Genomic DNA, 16261 nt, shown 5'->3' with positions numbered 1-16261 from the left:
GAGTGGCAAGACGCTTAAGCGGGTTGATCGTCTCGCAATGATTGTATGCGAGGTCGATACAAGTTACTGCCGTAAGCAAATTGGCTAGGGAGTCTTAAGCATGCTCAATGCACTTAGGCACGGCATCGCTTGTTGCCTGCTTGTTGCCTGGATGTTAGCGCTTAGAGAAAATTTGTTGACAAGCTCTAAGCGATATCTGAAACTCATCTACATGCAAAAACACACGTCCATCGTCGTCATTAACCGAGTGAACGCCCATTGGGGCGGTTCTTCGGGGACGTGTTTGCGTTAGAAACAAGTAACGATGCGCAAATCACCAGGCCCTGCCGAAATACGGTTGGGCCTTTTTTGTTTGTGGGTGCCTCCTCCGTCTTTCGGCTTAATCGACGGAGAAGATGATGGTTGGATCAAGCGAGCAGTTTGTTTTTCGAGCGGCACCCGAGACCACTGCGTCAGCCCACAAGCTGTCGCCGGAGATGGTCATTCGTTTTGCTCTATTGCCGGGACAAACAGTATCGTGGCGCGTGCTGGCGGATTCCGAGCTGCGCGTGGGAAAGGCGCGGGTCTGGGTCACCCGGATTTTTTCACCCTACGACTACTGGCTGCAAACCGGCGACGTGCTTCGTTTGAAGCGAGGCGAGCGAATCTGGTTGAGCACCGACGCCAATGTAGTGGCGGAAATTTCGCTGACCAGTGCCTATGCGGTTGCACGCAGACCCCTGTTCAAGTGGATCGAGCGGCTTAGAGATTGTCTGGCCGATATTTCGCTATTGCGATCACGCTAATGACTTAGCGGCCGGTTCTATTCCGGCCGCACTGTCTTAAGAACGGCGCTTAAGGATCGCGGTCGTGGATATGCTCGACCAGATAATCGATCAATGCCCGCACCTTGGGCGGCAGGAAGCGGTTTGGCGGATAGAGCAACCACACCGAGCCCACATAAGCCCGCGCTTCGAGATCCCAGTCCGCGAGCACTTGCACGAGTTCACCGCTCTGCAATGCACCGGCCGGGGTGAATTCAGGCAGGTTAGCGATGCCGAAATCCTGCTGCGCCGCTTCAAGCCGCGCGCCCGCATGATTCGCGATGTAACGCCCGCTCACTTCGACGGTCTGCGTTTCCGTGCCGCGACGAAAACGCCAGCGGTTGTCGTCGGCGGTTTCGCCCAGGTAGAGGCAATCGTGCTGCGCGAGATCGCGCGGATGCATGGGCGTGCCGCGTGCCTGCAAATAAGCCGGCGATGCACACAGCACCCAGCGCACCGAACCGAGCCGCCGTCCCGCGAGACCGGGCGGTGGACGTTCCGTCAAACGGATCACGAGATCGAGATCGTTGTCGAGCGGATCGACTTCATGATCTGCGTATAGCAACTGGAGATCGACCTCCTCGTAAGTGCGCAAAAAGCCCGGCACGAGCGGATGAATTACCGTTTTTGCAAAGGCCGTTGGCGCGCTCACGCTGACCTTACCTTGCGGCCGGCCGACCAGCGAACCGGCTGCATCCACGGCGCCCGACGCAGCGGTGACTATGTCGCGGCAGTATCGGACCACCTGCTCACCCGATTCCGTCACTCGCACCTTACGCGTCGAGCGTTCGAGCAGGCGCGTTGCCAGCGCTTCCTCAAGCCGCTTGATCTGACGGCTGACTGTTGATGGCGTGCTGCCGAGCTGGCGCGCGGCCACTGAGAAGTTGCCGGCATCGACGACACGGGCGAATACGGCCATATCGGGCAGTAATGCAAAGAGTTCGGTTGGATTCATCGGGCCGTCGCGAGTGGGGCGCAGGATTAATGCATCTGCGACATAAAGGCTTTGCGCATCGACCCGATTATCGTCGCAAGTGCAACGCTCGACAATACGGCTTCGTCTCCTGAGGTCCAAACATGTCGAAGCAAGACCGCCCGTTACTACTGTCCGATCTGATGCTGCTCGTGGTCGCGGTCGTCTGGGGAACCAGTTATGGAGTCGTCAAGAGCGCTCTCGTGTTCTATCCGGTGCTCGGCCTGCTGGCGCTGCGATTCGGCATCACGTTCGTCATGTTGTCGCCCGCGTTGCGAAGTCTGCGTCACGCCGATGCGCGTACCTTGCGCGGCGTGTTCATCGCGGGTGTGCTGCTGTTCGGCATTTTCCTGAGCGAAACCTTCGGCGTGCTGCTCACGCGCGCCGCTAACGCCGCGTTCCTGATTAGCCTGTGCGTGGTGCTGACGCCGCTAGTCGAGTGGATGCTGCTCAAGCGCAGGCCCGGCCGTATTGAATGGGCGGCGGTCGCGCTCTCGCTGCTGGGTGCGTGGCTGCTCGCCGGCGATGGTGCGATTGTCCTCAATCCCGGCGATGCACTGATCTTGCTAGCAGCATTGCTGCGCGCGCTGAACGTATGCGTAACGAAGCGCGTGATGCGTGACTCGGCGTTGCCGCCTTTGTCAGTGACGGCCGTGCAGTCGGGTGTGGTGGCGTTCGGCAGCGTTGCTGTGGCGCTCCTGTTCGCACCGCACCAGTGGCAACACGTGCCGTCGTTCGTCGGACATGAGCCGTTTTGGGCCAGCGTGTTTTATCTGGTTTTTGCGTGCACGCTGTTCGCGTTCTTTGCGCAGAACTACGCGATCAAACGCAGCAGTCCAACTCGCGTTGCGTTGCTGATGGGCAGTGAACCCGCGTTCGGTGCTTTGTTCGCTTGCTTGTGGCTGGGTGAAAAAATATCCCTTACGGCATGGGTCGGCGGTGGTTTGATTGTCGTGGCGTCGATGCTGGCGACCGTGCGCTGGCGCAAGGCGGTAACGGTCGGTGTGCCGCGTGCTTCAGAGGCAGCACGTTGACGGACCCGCAGATATTTCGTGGTCATCCGAACTTAGCGGCGTTTTCGATGGCCGTTTTTGCGCCGCCGCTCAGCTGAGTGACCGCTTCAATCAGTGCGCGCTGGCACGCCTCGTTCGAAGCGAGTTCAGAACTGAATACATCGCGGCAACCGAGCAGTGCATCGACAAGACTCTCCGGCGCATTTCCTGCATTTGTCGCAAGCGCGGTCAGGCGTGAGGCCAGCGGGTCGCTGATCGAAAACGGTGTGCCGTCGTCAGCGCGGCCGCGCAAGAAAACGAACCACGCTCCAACGCCAAGCGCCAGTCGCGAAATCGGCTGACCTCGCTCCAGGCGCGTTGCAATTGTCGCGAGAAGGCGTGGCGGAATCTTCTGGCTGCCGTCCATTGCGATTTGCGCGCAGCGATGTTTCAGCGCCGGATTCGCATAACGTTCGAGCAACGCGTCGCGGTATGCCATCAGGTCGAAAGACGGCGGAACACTCAAGGTCGGCGCGATCTCGTGCGTCATCATTGAATGGATCAGCGTGTGCAGCGGTGCGAAAGAAATCGCTTCGTCGATGGTTGCAAAACCGGCCAGCATCGACAGGTAGGCGAGTGTCGAATGGGTACCGTTCAGCATGCGCAGCTTGGCGAGTTCGAACGGCATCACGTCGTCCACCAGCTGCGCGCCCACTCGCTCCCACGCGGGCCGTCCAGCGGGAAAGCGGTCTTCGATCACCCATTGCCGGAACGGCTCGCACGGGACCGGTACCTCGTCGCGCAGCCCAAGCGCTTCGGCCGCGGCATCGCGATCTGCCTCCGTGGTGGCGGGAACAATGCGATCCACCATCGTCGACGGGAACGCGACTTGATGTTCGATCCAGGTTGCGAGCGCCGCATCGAGCATGCGTGCATAAGAGCAGACCACCTGGCGCAGTGCTGCGCCGTTGTGCGAGAGGTTGTCACACGAGAGCACGGTGAAAGGCGCGATGCCGGCATCGCGTCGCGTTCGTAATGCGGCGACGAGGATGCCCGGTACCGTGCCCGGTTCCTCGGGATGTTTCAGGTCATGTGCAACGCCGGGATGATCGAGGTCGACATCGCCTGTCTGCGTATCGCGGCAATAGCCTTTCTCCGTGACCGTCAATGAGACTATCCGCACGTCCGGGGCGGCGAGCAGGTCGAACAGGCGCGCGCGATCATACGGCAGCGCAAGCACCTCACGCAGCGCGCGCACAACGGTCGTCCTCACCCCCTGCGGCCCGCGTTCGACAACGCTATACAGGCCGTCCTGCGCCATCAACGCATCGCGTTTCGTCACATCGCCCTGCAGCGTGACACCGCAGATCGCCCAGTCACCGCCGGCGGCAAGCATCGCCTCTTCCGTATAAACCGCTTCGTGCGCCCGGTGGAAATTGCCGATGCCCAGATGGACGATGCCGATGCGCGGCTCGCGCCACTCAGGCGCGAGCACATGACCCTCGATTGACGTAAGCGTTTTGCGGCAAAGCATGGATTCAGCGTTCATTTTGGAGAGCCTGGAGCGGGAAAACCCGCGATTGACGATGACGTCTACTTGTATGGTAGCATCAATTCCAACGATCGCACCTCAAGGAAATCCCCATGAAAATCGTCCGTGCCGATGTCATCGTCACCTGTCCGGGACGCAATTTCGTCACGCTGAAAGTAGTGACGGATGAAGGCGTATATGGAATTGGCGACGCTACGCTCAATGGCCGCGAACTCGCAGTTGCGTCTTATCTCAGGGACCATGTCTGCCCGCTGTTGATCGGCCGCGATCCGGGCCGGATCGAAGATATCTGGCAGTTTTTATACAAAGGCGCGTATTGGCGCCGCGGACCGGTGACCATGACCGCCATCGCGGCGGTGGACGTGGCGTTGTGGGACATCCTCGGCAAGGTTGCGAACCTGCCGTTGTACAAGCTGCTCGGCGGTGCGTCGCGTGAGAGCGTGATGGTCTACGGGCACGCGACCGGACGTGATATCCCCGAAGCGCTCGACCGCTACGGGGAGCATGTCGAGCAGGGTTATCAGGCTGTCCGCATCCAGTGCGGCGTACCCAATATGCGCTCGGTTTACGGAGTATCCAAGGGCACAGACCTGTACGAGCCTGCGACCAAAGGCGCGGTGGAAGAGCAAACGTGGTCGTCGGAAAAATATCTCGACTTCGTGCCGAAGCTCTTCGAAGCCGTGCGCGACAAGTTCGGTTTCGACACCCATCTGCTGCACGACGTCCATCACCGTCTCACGCCGATAGAAGCTGCACGCCTTGGCAAATCAGTCGAGCCTTACCGGCTGTTCTGGATGGAAGACCCGACCCCCGCCGAAAATCAGGCCGGCTTTCGATTGATCCGCCAACACACGGTGACACCGATCGCGGTGGGCGAGGTGTTCAACAGCATCTGGGATTGCAAGCAACTGATTGAAGAGCAGTTGATCGACTACATCCGCGCCACGCTCACGCATGCTGGCGGCATCACGCATCTGAAGCGCATAGCGGACTTTGCTTCCCTCTATCAGGTTCGCACCGGCTGTCACGGGCCGTCGGATCTTTCGCCGGTTTGCATGGGCGCGGCGCTCCATTTCGACCTGTGGGTGCCGAACTTCGGCGTGCAGGAATACATGGGTTTCCCGAAGGAAGCGCTCGACGTGTTTCCGCATGCGTGGACCTTCGAGCGAGGAACGATGCATCCGGGCGAGGCCCCCGGTCATGGCGTGGATATCGACGAGGAACTCGCGGCGCGCTATCCCTACGACCCGGCTTACTTGCCGGTTGCGCGACTCGAAGACGGCACGCTCTGGAACTGGTGAGCACCGCCTCGACTTGTCGATAAACATACGCTTGAAATCAAGGAGCCTCTCATGCTTGCAGCCGTCCTTCACGAACCGAAACTCCTGCGCATCGACGAAGTCGATGCGCCTCTACCGCAGCCGGGTCAGGTCCAGATCCGCGTGCGTGCAGGAGGTATCTGCGGGTCGGATCTGTCGTATTACTTCAAGGGCAAGAGCGGCGATTTCGCGGTGCGGGAACCGTTCGTGCTTGGTCACGAAGTCGCGGGTGAAGTCGCTGCGCTTGGCGAGGGCGTGAGCGGCTTGCGCGTCGGCCAGCGCGTTGCCGTGAACCCGGGTCTGAACTGCGGCGAGTGCCGGTTTTGCGTCAAGGGCATGACCAATCATTGTCTGAACATGCGCTTCATGGGCAGCGCTTCGACGTTCCCGCACATGCAAGGCATGTTCCGCCAGTACATCGCCGTTGCCGCGCGGCAATGCGTGCCCGTGCCCGACGCTTTGGACTTTGCGCAGGCTTCGATGGCCGAGCCGCTCGCCGTCGCATTGCATGCGTTGCGGCACGCAGGGTCGCTGGTCGGCGCACAAGTGCTGGTGATCGGATGCGGGCCAATAGGTTGCATTCTGTTGTCGGTGGCGCGGCGCGCCGGTGCGCATCGCCTCGTCGCGCTCGACCTTGCGGAGAAAGCGCTGCAGATGGCCGCAACACTCGGCGCGGACCAGACGGTACTCGCGACCGATCAGGCGCAGGTCGAAGCGTGGTCGCAGGCACGCGGCACCTTCGATGTCGTGATCGAGGCGTCAGGTAGCCCCGCCGGACTCGATACCGCACTGCGTGCGGCACGCGCGGGCGGCGCTGTGATCCAGGTGGGCAACCTGCCGGCGGGACAGTCGCCGGTCGCAGCTAATCTCGTGATGGCGAAGGAATTGCGTTATCAGGGCTCGTTCCGTTTCACCGATGAATACGCCATCGCCGCCGAAGAAATTGCCACGGGAAAAATCGATCTGAGTCCGTTGATGACCCATGTTTTCCCCCTTGAGGATGCGAATCGCGCGTTCGAAGTCGCACATGACCGCAACCAGTCGATGAAAGTGCATTTGCAGTTCGACTGAATCACACATTATCCAAGCGCCCGGTAACTAAGAGGCGTAGTCCAGGAGACATTCATGTTCAGAAGCCAGCGCTGGTTCGTGGTCGGTTTGCTGTTTCTCGCCGGCGTGATCAACTATCTCGATCGCGCTGCGCTCTCGATTGCCGCACCCATGATCCAGAAGGACCTCGATTTTTCGCATGCGCAAATGGGCATTGTGTTCAGCAGCTTTTTCATCGGCTATGCGCTGTTCAACTTTGTCGGCGGGGTGCTGTCGGACAAGATCGGTGCGAAGAGGGTGTTCGGGGCAGCGATGGGTATCTGGTCGATATTCTGCGGTGCGACCGCGCTGGCAAGCAGCCTCGTTTCGTTGATCGTCCTGCGGGTTCTGTTCGGCATGGGCGAGGGGCCTTTTAGTTCGTCAAACAGCAAGATGGTCAACAACTGGTTTCCTCGGCGGGAGGTGGCAAGTGCGATTGGCGTGATCAGTTCCGGTACGCCACTGGGCGGCGCGCTCGCGGGGCCTGTGGTGGGCTACATGGCAATCCGCTTCGGCTGGCGCTGGGCGTTCGTCGCGATCATGCTGCTCGGTCTGGTGTGGCTCGTGGTATGGACGTTGACCACGACTGAACAGCCGCAGCAGGACAAACGCGTGAAACCCGAGGAACTTGCGTTGATCGTTGCGGGGCAGCAGCAGGCTTCGTCGATGGAACACGCGCCCGAAGGCGAGAAAGTGGGCCTGCGGTACTACCTGAAGCAGCCGATCATTCTCGCAACCGCGTTCGCGTTTTTCGCCTACAACTATGTGCTGTTTTTCTTCCTGTCATGGTTTCCCACGTACCTGACAGAAGCGCACCATATGTCGTTGCACGACATGAGTATCGCGACGGTGATTCCGTGGGTGCTCGGCAGCATCGGCCTTGCGGCAGGAGGTTTTATCACGGACATGATCTTGCGCATCACCGGCAAACCATTGCTTGCACGGCGGATAGTCTTATCGGTATGCCTCGGCGTAGCCGCCGTATGCGTTGGATTTGCCGGACGCGTCGACAGCATGGAGGGCGCGGTCGCGCTGATGTCAGTGTCGATCTTCTTCCTGTACGTCACCGGCGCGGTCTATTGGGCCGTGATCCAGGACACCGTTCGACGCGAGAATGTAGGGGGTGTCGGCGGCTTTGTGCATCTGCTCGCGAACCTCGCTGGCGTGATCGGGCCGGCGGTGACGGGCTTCATCGTGCAAGCAACCCATGGTGCGTATGGCAGTGCGTTTGTGCTTGCGGGTGCGGTCGCGGTGCTGGGCTCGCTATGCTCGATGATCTGGATTCGCGAGCCGCGAGGCGGCAAGCTCAAGGCCCGCCGCGCGCTTGTGTCGTAGGCGCGTTTGCGTTCCGGGGACGCCTGGATCCGCTGCTGCGGCGTGGTAGTATGGTAGATGACAAGATGAAGGTTGAGCTTTGTCTTTGTCCTCTCCTTACTCTTCGTTCAGGTGTGGGTCATGGTCACGAAAAACGTCTTGCCGCCGCCGTTGCGACGTGACGCGTCCTCGTCAGACGGTGTTAATGGCAATGCAATAGCGTTATCTTCCGCGCCGCCGGCCGCATCCACCCGCGGCCGCGGCCGCGCGACTGAACCGCGCGTAGCGCTGCCCAATCTGCGCGGCCAGTTGCGTGTTGATTCCCACGAACCGATCGGCAAGCAAATTTTTCGCGCATTGCGCGAAGCCATTTTTTCGGGTGCGCTGGTGCCGGGCACGCCGCTTTCCGAAACGGAGGTTTCGGAAATGTTTCAGGTCTCGCGGCAGCCGGTTCGCGAGGCTTTTATCAAGCTGGTGGAATCAGGTGTACTGCAGGTGCTGCCCCAAAGAGGCACCTTCGTTAAGAAGATCTCACCGCGACGCGTCCGGGAAGGCAGATTTATCCGGGAAGCGATCGAGGCTGCTGTGGCCCGTAAGGCGGCGCTTGAAATCACGCCGGAGCAGCTTGCCGACCTCGCTGAAAATCTACGCGATCAAAAAACAGCCGCCAAGGTCAACGACACCACGTCGTTTCTCGCACTCGACGAGCGGTTTCATTTCCTGATCGCGCAATCCATTGACTGCGTTGCTGCGTGGGACACTATCCAGGACATCAAGGCGCAGATGGATCGCGTGCGCTATTTGAGCCTGCCGGAAGTCTCGCCACTTGAATTGCTTATCAAGCAGCACGCGCGGATTGTGAGTGCGTTGAAAGCGCATGACGCCGATGGCGCAGAAGAAGCGATGCGTGCACATCTGCGCGAGATCCTGGTCTCGCTGGGACCGGTTGCAGAGCGCAATCCGGATTGGTTCGAGCCGGACGAGGGCGAGCGCGTCCACCTTGCCAACTAGTTTGTTAGCGCTCGCATCCTGTTCTCAGAGAATCTCGATCTCGACGAACACCACTTCGTGTTCACTCGCATTGACGACGTTGTGTTCAACGCCCTTCAAGCCGGCATAACTCTGCCCGGCATGCAGTTCGGAAACTCGATTTCCTGTTTTGGTTTCAAGCAACAGTTCACCGTCGGTTTGCGGAACGACAATGTAGTCGTGCCCGTGGACATGCCAGCCGGTCTCGGTTCCCGGCGCGAATCGCCACTCGGTGACGATCGCGCGTTCATTCAGAACCTGCTGCGTGGGGACTGCCGGTGTGCGGGTCATGCGGTTTCTCCTATGGAATGGGACGGCTTCAGGCCAGCAGCCTGCGGCCAAGTTCGATCAGCCCTTTGTCGCTTCCCGGCGGCCCGATCAAAGAGAACCCCAGCGGCACACCGTCTATCTGCATCAACGGCAGCGAGAGCTGCGGGCATCCGCCGAGTCCCGCTACACACAGCATCTTGATCGCCTGGTTACGGTACGACTCGAGTGCTTCGTCGCTATCGGAGAGCAGTGGGGCGACGTCGGGCATCGTGGGCATGAGAATGATGCGCCCGCCGCCGAGCATGCTCAACACATTCTCGCGGAAATGCTTGCGCACACGCTCGCTTTCCTCGTTTTGCGCCGGCGTGATCGTGCGCGACCATGAGAAACGTTCGCGTACGCCCGGGCCGAGCTGGAAGTCGAAGCGGTCGATCATCACGCCGTGACTTTGCCACGCCTGAAAACCCTGCGCGTAGCGGAAGGCCCAGTAGAGCGCATCGGTGGAAGGCGTCATGATGTCGACACTTTCGATCGATCCGAACCGCGGCTTGAGGCGTTCGAGCGTTGCAGAGAAAACCTTGGCGACAGGTTCTGGCAAGCCCGTGAGCACCTCGCGCGGCAAGTAGGCATCCGGTGCTGCAGGGAGCGCCACCGTATCTTCGCCGAGCAACACGTCGCCCACACGTGCGAACGTTTCGATGTCGCGCGTGAACCAGCCGCAGGTGTCGAACCCCGGTGACAGCGGCATGCAGCCGTCGAGCGACACGCGTGCATGGGTTGGCCGCAAGCCGATCAAACCGCAGTGGCTTGCCGGCGCGCGGACCGAGCCGCCGGTGTCGGTGCCGAGCGCGAAGTCGCACAGTCCATTCGATACCGCCGACGCCGAGCCGGAACTGGACCCACCGGACACGCGATCCGGCGCGGCGCCATTGCGCGGCACGCCGAAATGCGCGTTCTTGCCGGTCATCGAGAACGCCAGTTCCTCTGTGTAGGTCTTGCCGGCGAAAACGGCGCCGGCGGCGAGCAGGGCATCCACAACCGGAGCGTTGGCCGTCTTGATGCCGGACATCGCCAGCATGTGCGGGTTGCCGCAGCCGGTGAGGTAGCCTGCCACATCGAAGATGTCCTTCACGCCGAACGTCAGGCCCGTGAGCAGGCCGCTGGCGGCATTGGGTACGGCAGCATTCGGGTAGGGTACGAAAGCGCGATATGAGGCGAGGTCTGGAGTCATGTCGTAATCAGTGGGTGGGGGCGGTTTCAGTCGTCGGGTGCAGCGTGGCGATTTCATCGACCCGGATGCAACGGGCTGAATGCGCGTTGCCTACACCGCGTTCTTCAGGCTGTGTCTGTAAGCAGCGCTCGATCGCATGCGGGCAGCGCGGAGCGAACGCGCAGCCGGGCGGCAGTGCGGAGAGGTCAGGCGGCGCGCCGCCGATCGTCTCCAGCCGCACGCCTTTTTTCATCGCGCCTTGCGTGCGGCCTTTGAGCAGCGCAATGGTGTAGGGATGCCGGGGCTCAGTCAGCAGCGCAAGCGCCGGCCCCTGCTCGACGATACGGCCCGCATACATCACCGCGATGCGGTCCGCCACTTCGGTCGCTGCGCCAATGTCGTGCGTGACGAACACGATCGAGAGGCCCAGTTCCTGTTGCAGGTCCCGCAAGAGCAGCAGGATCTGGATCTGCACGGTGGCATCGAGCGCGGTGGTCGGCTCGTCGGCGAGCAGGACACGCGGTTCGCACGACAGCGCAAGCGCGATCATCGCGCGCTGGCGCATGCCACCGGACATCTCGTGCGGATAAGCATCGAGGCGACGTTCAGGGCTTGGAATGCGGACCTTTTCGAACAACGCGAGCGCACGCCTGCGCGCTTCGGCTTTCGATACGCCCTGATGCCGCCGTACCATCTCGACAATCTGCGCGCCCAGCGTGTAGACCGGATCGAGGGCGAGCAAGGGCTCCTGGAAGATCATCGATACGACCTTGCCACGCAGATCCGAAAGCTGTCTGCGCGAGAGTTTCAGCACGTCATGGCCCTCGACGTCGAGACCACCCTGCATCTGCGTGATCTTCTCCGAATGTAGCCGCATGATTGCGCGCAGCGTGACACTTTTGCCTGAGCCGGATTCACCGAGCAACGCGACCACTTCGCCGCGTCCCACCTCCAGATCGACGCCGTTGACCGCGTGGATCGTCCGGCCTGGTGTAATAAAGCGGACCTTCAGGTCGCGCAGGCTGATGCTGACGTCTTGCATCGCGCTCATGACAGCACCTCCTGCGCAGCCACAACCGATATCGGAACGTAGCCGCTATCCGGCTCGTATTCAAGGCATGTCACCTGACCTGCACCTATTGTCGAGACGGCCGGCGCGCGTTTGCTGCAGACGTCCTGTGCCTGCGGACAGCGCGTATGAAAGCGGCAGCCGTTGGGAGGGTCTATCGGATTGGGCGGGTCGCCGAAGAGCGGTGCGGCCGTTGTGCGATGCGTGGGATCGACGCTCGGCATGGAATTGAGCAAGGCCCGCGTGTACGGATGCAGCGCGTGCGCGAACACGTCCTCCGCCTCGCCGATCTCGACAATCTCGCCAAGGTACATCACCACCAGGCGATCCGAGATGTAGCGGACCACGTTCAGGTCGTGGCTGATGAAGACATAGGTCAGCCCGAACTCCGCCTTGAGATCGGCGAGCAGATTCAGCACCTGGGCTTCGACGGACTTGTCGAGCGCCGACACGGCCTCGTCGAGGATCACGAGGCGCGGGCCGAGTGCCAATGCCCGCGCGATATTCACGCGCTGCCGCTGACCACCCGACAGCTCATGCGGATAACGTCCCGCAAAACGCACCGGATCGAGTCCGACACGCGCGAGCAGGTCGCGCCCCCGCGCAATGGCGTCTTTCGGCGAGACACCGTGAACGGTCGCGCCGAACGCGATCGAATCCTCGATCGTCATGCGCGGATTGAGCGACGAGAAACTGTCCTGGAACACCATCTGCACCTGGCGGCGAAACTCGCGCAGGGGCAGGGCGCGCGAGCCGACGGTCTCGCCGTCGAAGATGAGTTCGCCGCTATCCTGCTGCAGCAACTGCATCATCACCCGCGCCATGGTGGATTTGCCGCAGCCCGACTCGCCGACGACCCCGAGGGTTTCACCCTTCAGTACATTGAAGGAGATGTTGTCGACAGCGCGCACCACGTTGCGTGCATCCTTCAAAAAGGGCAATCCCTTGCTGCCGAGCGGAAAATGCCTGACCACGCTCTTCACGCTCAGGAGCGGCTGAGCAGGGCCGCCGATGTCACGTTCGCCTGTCATGAGCGCGGCCATCACTTGATCTCCATCGCGGCACGCAGACCGTCGGACAGCAGGTTGAATGCGATCGAGGTCGCGAAGATGAACAAGCCGGGCAGCGCGGCAAGCCAGGGCTGGATATAGATCGCGGTGCGCAGCGTGTTGAGCATGAGACCCCATTCGGGGCTCGGCGGCGTGACACCCAGGCCGAGGAATGAGAGACCGGAGGCAAGGATCATCGAGACGGAGATGAGGCTGGTCGAGAACACGAAGATCGGGCCGATCACGTTGCCGAGCACGTGCACGCGCACGATCGTGAAAGCGCTTGCGCCCGAGGCGCGGGCGGCATCGACGAAATCGCTGCGGCGAACCTGCGTGGTCACGCTCTCCGCAATTCGCGCGATTTGCGGAATGAACACTACGGTCAGCGACACAAGCGCATTGCCGATGCCCGTACCCAGCGCACCAGACAATGCGATGGCAAGCAGCACCGAAGGAAAGGCGTAGAGCACGTCGATGGTACGCATCACGAGCGCGTTGAGCAGGCCGCCCGCGTAGCCCGCCATGATCCCGATCGCCCCGCCGATACCGAACGCGAGCAGCACCGGCGTCACGCCCATGAAAAGCGATAACCGTGCACCGAGGATCAGGCGGGACAGCATGTCGCGGCCGAGTTCGTCGGTGCCGAGCGCATAGCCGGGCGTGCCGATCGGCTTCAGGCGGTTGAACATTGACGCGGCGAACGGATCGGCAGGCATCAGGAGTGGCGCGGCAACGGCCATGATCAGGAAGACGAGGATCACGGCGGCGCCGAGCATGGCCTGGGGATTGCGGACCAGGCGCCGCAGTACGTTTGCCCCGTGCCCACGCGAGCGCAGCGGCGTGACAATGGGCTGGGTAGTCATAGTGGTAGTCACGGCTCAGCCCCTTTCGATACGCGGATCGAAGACGGTTTGCAGGATGTCGACCAAGAGGTTCAGAATGACGAAGAATAATGCGAGAACCAGAATCGTGCCCTGCAGGAGCGGCAGGTCGCGCTGGAAGATCGCGGCGTTAAGCAGGAAGCCCGTGCCTGGCCACGAGAATACGGTTTCGATCAGGATCGAGCCGCCGAGCAGATAGCCGAGTTGCAGGCCCATGACCGCTAGCGCTGTCGGCGCGCAGTTCTTCAGCACATGCCGGAACAACGCGAATTCGCTCAAGCCTCGCGCTCTCAAGCCGACCATGAATTCTTGCGACAGCGTATCGGCGACCAGCGCCCGCACCGTGCGCGCGATGATACCCATGGGGATGAACGACATGGTGACGGCAGGCAGGACGAGGTATTGAAAGTGCGCCCAATCAAACTGCCAGTCGGCCGAGCCATCCGGCCCTGCGCCGGTGGCGGGCAACCACATCAGCTTCACCGAGAACACGATCACGAGCACCATGCCCAGCCAGTAATGCGGCACGCTCACGCCAGTGACGGAGATCAGCGAGGCGGTGCGGTCGATCCACGATCCGCGCATATACCCCGCGACAAAACCGAACAGCGCACCGAATGCAAAGCCGATCAGCGTGGCGAGCGCGGCGATCATCATGGTGTTGCCGACCGCCTTGATTACTTCGCCGGCGACGGGGCGGCCGGTTGCAATCGAGGTGCCGAGGTCGCCATGCAACGCACGCCAGACCCAGCTAAAGAACTGCACCGGCAGCGGCCGGTTGAAGCCGTAGAGCTCCATCAGTTGCTTCTGCAGGTCGGCCGAAGCATCGGGCGGCAGGATCGAGACCAGTGGATCGCCCGGCGCGATGTGAACCAGCATGAAGCAGAGGAACGCAACGCCCAGCATGATCGGCAACGCATAGAGCGCGCGCCGTAGAAGATAGGAAAGCATGAGGTGAGGCCCGGTTGCCGCCGCTTAGGGCGCGGAGTTAGCGCCCAAGCGGCAGCGGGTTCGGATCAGTTCATCGACATGGTGGCGATGTCGATAAACCAGCTCTTCGGTTGCACCACGCCGTGCACCTTGGCAGAGATCGCGCGCGGTCCGGTGTCGTGCGCAATCCAGATGAACGGCGCGTCGTCGACAATATCGCTGTGCAACTGCGCCAGCAGCACGTCACGCTGCTTCGCGTCGAAAGTGGTGCGGGCCTGCTGGATCAGCGCATCGATCTTCGGGTTGCCGTAGTAGCCCCAGTTGTTCGATACCGGCGGAAAGGCCTTCGTGCTGACGAAGCGGACCATGGCGAAGAACGGGTCCATCGACGCGAAGCTCACATTGGTCGCATTGGCACCATGTGCCGAAGGGTCCTTCGCACCGAGACGCCAGTTGGTGTACAGCGTGTTCCACTCGACCACGTCGAAGCTGACGTCGATGAAACAGGCCTTCAGGTTCTGTTGCACGAATTCGTTCATGGGCAGCGGCTGCATCTGGCCGGAACCCGAGGCGGAGATCTGTACCTTGACCTTCAGCGGGTTAGCTGCCGAATAACCTGCTTCGGTCATCAGCTTGCGGGCTGCGTCCGGGTCGTACTTGATCTGGAAGGTGGGGTTGCCGCGCCACGGATCGCCCGGCTCGAAAGTGCCGGTCGCTTCGCTCATCATGCCGCCAAGCAACTGCTTGAGCGCGGTGCGGTTCACGCAGAGGTTAGCCGCGTAACGCACGCGTTTGTCTAGCCACGGCGAACCCGGCAGGAAGGAGAGTTGCCACGGCCACACGTGCGGTTGCGGGTTCGAATAGATCTTGAAGCCACGCGACTTGATGGCGTCCATCGAATCCGGTGCGGGGGCCTCGATCCAGTCGACCTGTCCAGACAATAAGGCCGCCGTGCGCGTGTTCGCCTCGGGCAGCGGCAGCAGTACCACGCGATCGATCTTCGGCCTGCGCGCCGGGTCCCAGTATTCGGTGTTCTTGACCATCTCCAGCCGTTCACGCGGCACGAAGCGCGCCATCTTGAACGGGCCTGTGCCTGACGCGTTGGCTGCGAACGCGATCCATGCCTGCTTGTCGCGCTCGGCGGGATCGGTGACTGTTGCCGGGACAGCAGCGAGCTTTTTCTGCCACTGCGCAGGCGAGGCCATGTACAGGTTCGTCAAGTTGATCGGCAGGAACGAGTCCGGTTCTGACGTTGTTAACTCGACGGTCAGGTCGTCGATCTTGCGCGCCGAACGCAGCGTGGGCATGCGTGATGCGGTCACGCCGACCTGGCTTGGATCGAAGTTCGGTGCGCTTTTGTTGAGGACTTTATCGACGTTCCAGACGACTGCGTCGGCGTTGAATGGCGAGCCGTCGTGGAACTTCACGCCGGGACGCAGTTTGAAGACCCATTTGGTTTGGTCCTTGGAATCGACTTGCCAGGATGTGGCGAGATCGGGGATGAGTTCGCTTGGGCCTTTCTCATGGCTCAGGTCCCATTGGGTGAGGCCGTCGTACATCGTGATACCGGTGAAGCGGTTACCCTCGTAACCCTGGTCCGGCTGGCCTAGCGTGCGAGGAATGTCGCCTGCTGTCATCGCGATTCTCAGCACTTTTTCTTGTGCCTGTGCAGAGGCCGGCAAGACCGCACCGCATGCCAGTGCGCAGGCCAACGTCAGCAAACTCGATTTGATGAAGTTCATGCAAGTACGGTCCTTTATAGCGGTTGATCTTTGGTGGAG

The 16261-nt window shown here is 61.3% G+C and carries 15 protein-coding genes; 6 read left to right on the top strand and 9 right to left on the bottom strand.

Annotation, left to right across the window (positions count from 1 at the left end; all coding sequences use genetic code 11):
- Positions 1-395: 395 nt before the first annotated feature.
- Positions 396-785: a DUF2917 domain-containing protein gene (locus tag EOS_RS19765; RefSeq protein WP_087881972.1), complete on the top strand. Its 390-nt coding sequence runs from the start codon at positions 396-398 to the stop codon at positions 783-785.
- Between the two features lie 49 nt (positions 786-834).
- On the opposite strand, the gene EOS_RS19760 is transcribed toward EOS_RS19765, so the two are convergent.
- Positions 835-1758 carry a LysR family transcriptional regulator gene (locus tag EOS_RS19760; protein WP_047848371.1) on the bottom strand — a complete coding sequence of 308 codons (924 nt, stop codon included), beginning with the start codon at positions 1756-1758 and terminating at the stop codon, positions 835-837.
- A gap of 122 nt (positions 1759-1880) precedes the next feature.
- Here EOS_RS19760 and EOS_RS19755 point away from each other — a divergent pair, with 122 nt between their 5' ends.
- The gene (locus EOS_RS19755; protein ID WP_047848370.1) at positions 1881-2810 is read left to right on the top strand and encodes a DMT family transporter; all 930 of its coding nucleotides are present in this window, start codon (positions 1881-1883) and stop codon (positions 2808-2810) included.
- A gap of 22 nt (positions 2811-2832) precedes the next feature.
- Here the strand turns inward: EOS_RS19755 and EOS_RS19750 are convergent, their stop codons facing one another.
- A complete protein-coding gene (locus EOS_RS19750) occupies positions 2833-4317 on the bottom strand; it encodes a mannitol dehydrogenase family protein (RefSeq protein ID WP_047848369.1) in 1485 nt (494 codons plus the stop codon).
- Between the two features lie 95 nt (positions 4318-4412).
- Between EOS_RS19750 and manD the strand changes: the two genes are divergently transcribed.
- The 4 genes from manD to EOS_RS19730 all read left to right on the top strand — a co-directional run bounded on the left by manD (position 4413) and on the right by EOS_RS19730 (position 9053).
- Positions 4413-5621 (top strand): D-mannonate dehydratase ManD, encoded by a 1209-nt coding sequence (gene manD / locus EOS_RS19745; RefSeq protein ID WP_047848368.1) that lies wholly within the window; start codon positions 4413-4415, stop codon positions 5619-5621.
- Between the two features lie 51 nt (positions 5622-5672).
- Positions 5673-6710 (top strand): L-idonate 5-dehydrogenase, encoded by a 1038-nt coding sequence (locus tag EOS_RS19740; protein ID WP_047848367.1) that lies wholly within the window; start codon positions 5673-5675, stop codon positions 6708-6710.
- A gap of 54 nt (positions 6711-6764) precedes the next feature.
- Positions 6765-8063 carry an MFS transporter gene (locus tag EOS_RS19735; RefSeq protein ID WP_047848366.1) on the top strand — a complete coding sequence of 433 codons (1299 nt, stop codon included), beginning with the start codon at positions 6765-6767 and terminating at the stop codon, positions 8061-8063.
- A 120-nt stretch (positions 8064-8183) separates the two neighbouring features.
- Positions 8184-9053: a GntR family transcriptional regulator gene (locus EOS_RS19730; protein WP_047848401.1), complete on the top strand. Its 870-nt coding sequence runs from the start codon at positions 8184-8186 to the stop codon at positions 9051-9053.
- Between the two features lie 24 nt (positions 9054-9077).
- Here EOS_RS19730 and EOS_RS19725 read toward each other — a convergent pair whose 3' ends face one another.
- The 7 genes from EOS_RS19725 to EOS_RS19695 form a co-directional block, all read right to left on the bottom strand.
- Complete coding sequence (locus tag EOS_RS19725; protein WP_047848365.1) at positions 9078-9362, bottom strand: cupin domain-containing protein; 285 nt, start codon at positions 9360-9362, stop codon at positions 9078-9080.
- A gap of 28 nt (positions 9363-9390) precedes the next feature.
- Positions 9391-10572 (bottom strand): amidase, encoded by a 1182-nt coding sequence (locus EOS_RS19720; RefSeq protein WP_047848364.1) that lies wholly within the window; start codon positions 10570-10572, stop codon positions 9391-9393.
- A 7-nt stretch (positions 10573-10579) separates the two neighbouring features.
- Positions 10580-11602: an ABC transporter ATP-binding protein gene (locus EOS_RS19715; protein WP_047848363.1), complete on the bottom strand. Its 1023-nt coding sequence runs from the start codon at positions 11600-11602 to the stop codon at positions 10580-10582.
- Complete coding sequence (locus tag EOS_RS19710) at positions 11599-12663, bottom strand: ABC transporter ATP-binding protein (protein WP_047848362.1); 1065 nt, start codon at positions 12661-12663, stop codon at positions 11599-11601. The genes EOS_RS19715 and EOS_RS19710 overlap by 4 nt, the downstream gene beginning before the upstream one ends.
- Entirely contained in the window at positions 12663-13532 is an 870-nt protein-coding gene (locus EOS_RS19705; RefSeq protein WP_047848361.1) for an ABC transporter permease, read from the bottom strand. The genes EOS_RS19710 and EOS_RS19705 overlap by 1 nt, the downstream gene beginning before the upstream one ends.
- A 15-nt stretch (positions 13533-13547) precedes the next feature.
- Positions 13548-14501 (bottom strand): ABC transporter permease, encoded by a 954-nt coding sequence (locus EOS_RS19700; protein WP_047848360.1) that lies wholly within the window; start codon positions 14499-14501, stop codon positions 13548-13550.
- Positions 14502-14566: 65 nt separating this feature from the next.
- A complete protein-coding gene (locus EOS_RS19695) occupies positions 14567-16222 on the bottom strand; it encodes an ABC transporter substrate-binding protein (protein WP_047848359.1) in 1656 nt (551 codons plus the stop codon).
- Positions 16223-16261: the final 39 nt, after the last annotated feature.

The sequence above is a fragment of the Caballeronia mineralivorans PML1(12) genome, from assembly GCF_001028175.1.
GTDB classification, from domain to species: Bacteria; Pseudomonadota; Gammaproteobacteria; order Burkholderiales; family Burkholderiaceae; genus Caballeronia; species Caballeronia mineralivorans.
Note: the sequence above shows the minus strand (reverse complement) of the source record. Positions and strands in the feature narration are given on the sequence as shown.

What these genes read in the sequence shown, in the direction of transcription:
- EOS_RS19725 (WP_047848365.1), bottom strand. Translation starts at nt 9,362, where the DNA reads ATGACCCGCACACCGGCAGTCCCCACGCAGCAGGTTCTGAATGAACGC.
- EOS_RS19735 (WP_047848366.1), top strand. Translation starts at nt 6,765, where the DNA reads ATGTTCAGAAGCCAGCGCTGGTTCGTGGTCGGTTTGCTGTTTCTCGCC.
- EOS_RS19760 (WP_047848371.1), bottom strand. Translation starts at nt 1,758, where the DNA reads ATGAATCCAACCGAACTCTTTGCATTACTGCCCGATATGGCCGTATTC.
- EOS_RS19705 (WP_047848361.1), bottom strand. Translation starts at nt 13,532, where the DNA reads ATGACTACCCAGCCCATTGTCACGCCGCTGCGCTCGCGTGGGCACGGG.
- EOS_RS19720 (WP_047848364.1), bottom strand. Translation starts at nt 10,572, where the DNA reads ATGACTCCAGACCTCGCCTCATATCGCGCTTTCGTACCCTACCCGAAT.
- EOS_RS19710 (WP_047848362.1), bottom strand. Translation starts at nt 12,663, where the DNA reads ATGGCCGCGCTCATGACAGGCGAACGTGACATCGGCGGCCCTGCTCAG.
- EOS_RS19765 (WP_087881972.1), top strand. Translation starts at nt 396, where the DNA reads ATGATGGTTGGATCAAGCGAGCAGTTTGTTTTTCGAGCGGCACCCGAG.
- EOS_RS19730 (WP_047848401.1), top strand. Translation starts at nt 8,184, where the DNA reads ATGGTCACGAAAAACGTCTTGCCGCCGCCGTTGCGACGTGACGCGTCC.
- EOS_RS19695 (WP_047848359.1), bottom strand. Translation starts at nt 16,222, where the DNA reads ATGAACTTCATCAAATCGAGTTTGCTGACGTTGGCCTGCGCACTGGCA.
- EOS_RS19700 (WP_047848360.1), bottom strand. Translation starts at nt 14,501, where the DNA reads ATGCTTTCCTATCTTCTACGGCGCGCGCTCTATGCGTTGCCGATCATG.
- EOS_RS19740 (WP_047848367.1), top strand. Translation starts at nt 5,673, where the DNA reads ATGCTTGCAGCCGTCCTTCACGAACCGAAACTCCTGCGCATCGACGAA.
- EOS_RS19750 (WP_047848369.1), bottom strand. Translation starts at nt 4,317, where the DNA reads ATGAACGCTGAATCCATGCTTTGCCGCAAAACGCTTACGTCAATCGAG.
- EOS_RS19755 (WP_047848370.1), top strand. Translation starts at nt 1,881, where the DNA reads ATGTCGAAGCAAGACCGCCCGTTACTACTGTCCGATCTGATGCTGCTC.
- EOS_RS19715 (WP_047848363.1), bottom strand. Translation starts at nt 11,602, where the DNA reads ATGAGCGCGATGCAAGACGTCAGCATCAGCCTGCGCGACCTGAAGGTC.
- manD (WP_047848368.1), top strand. Translation starts at nt 4,413, where the DNA reads ATGAAAATCGTCCGTGCCGATGTCATCGTCACCTGTCCGGGACGCAAT.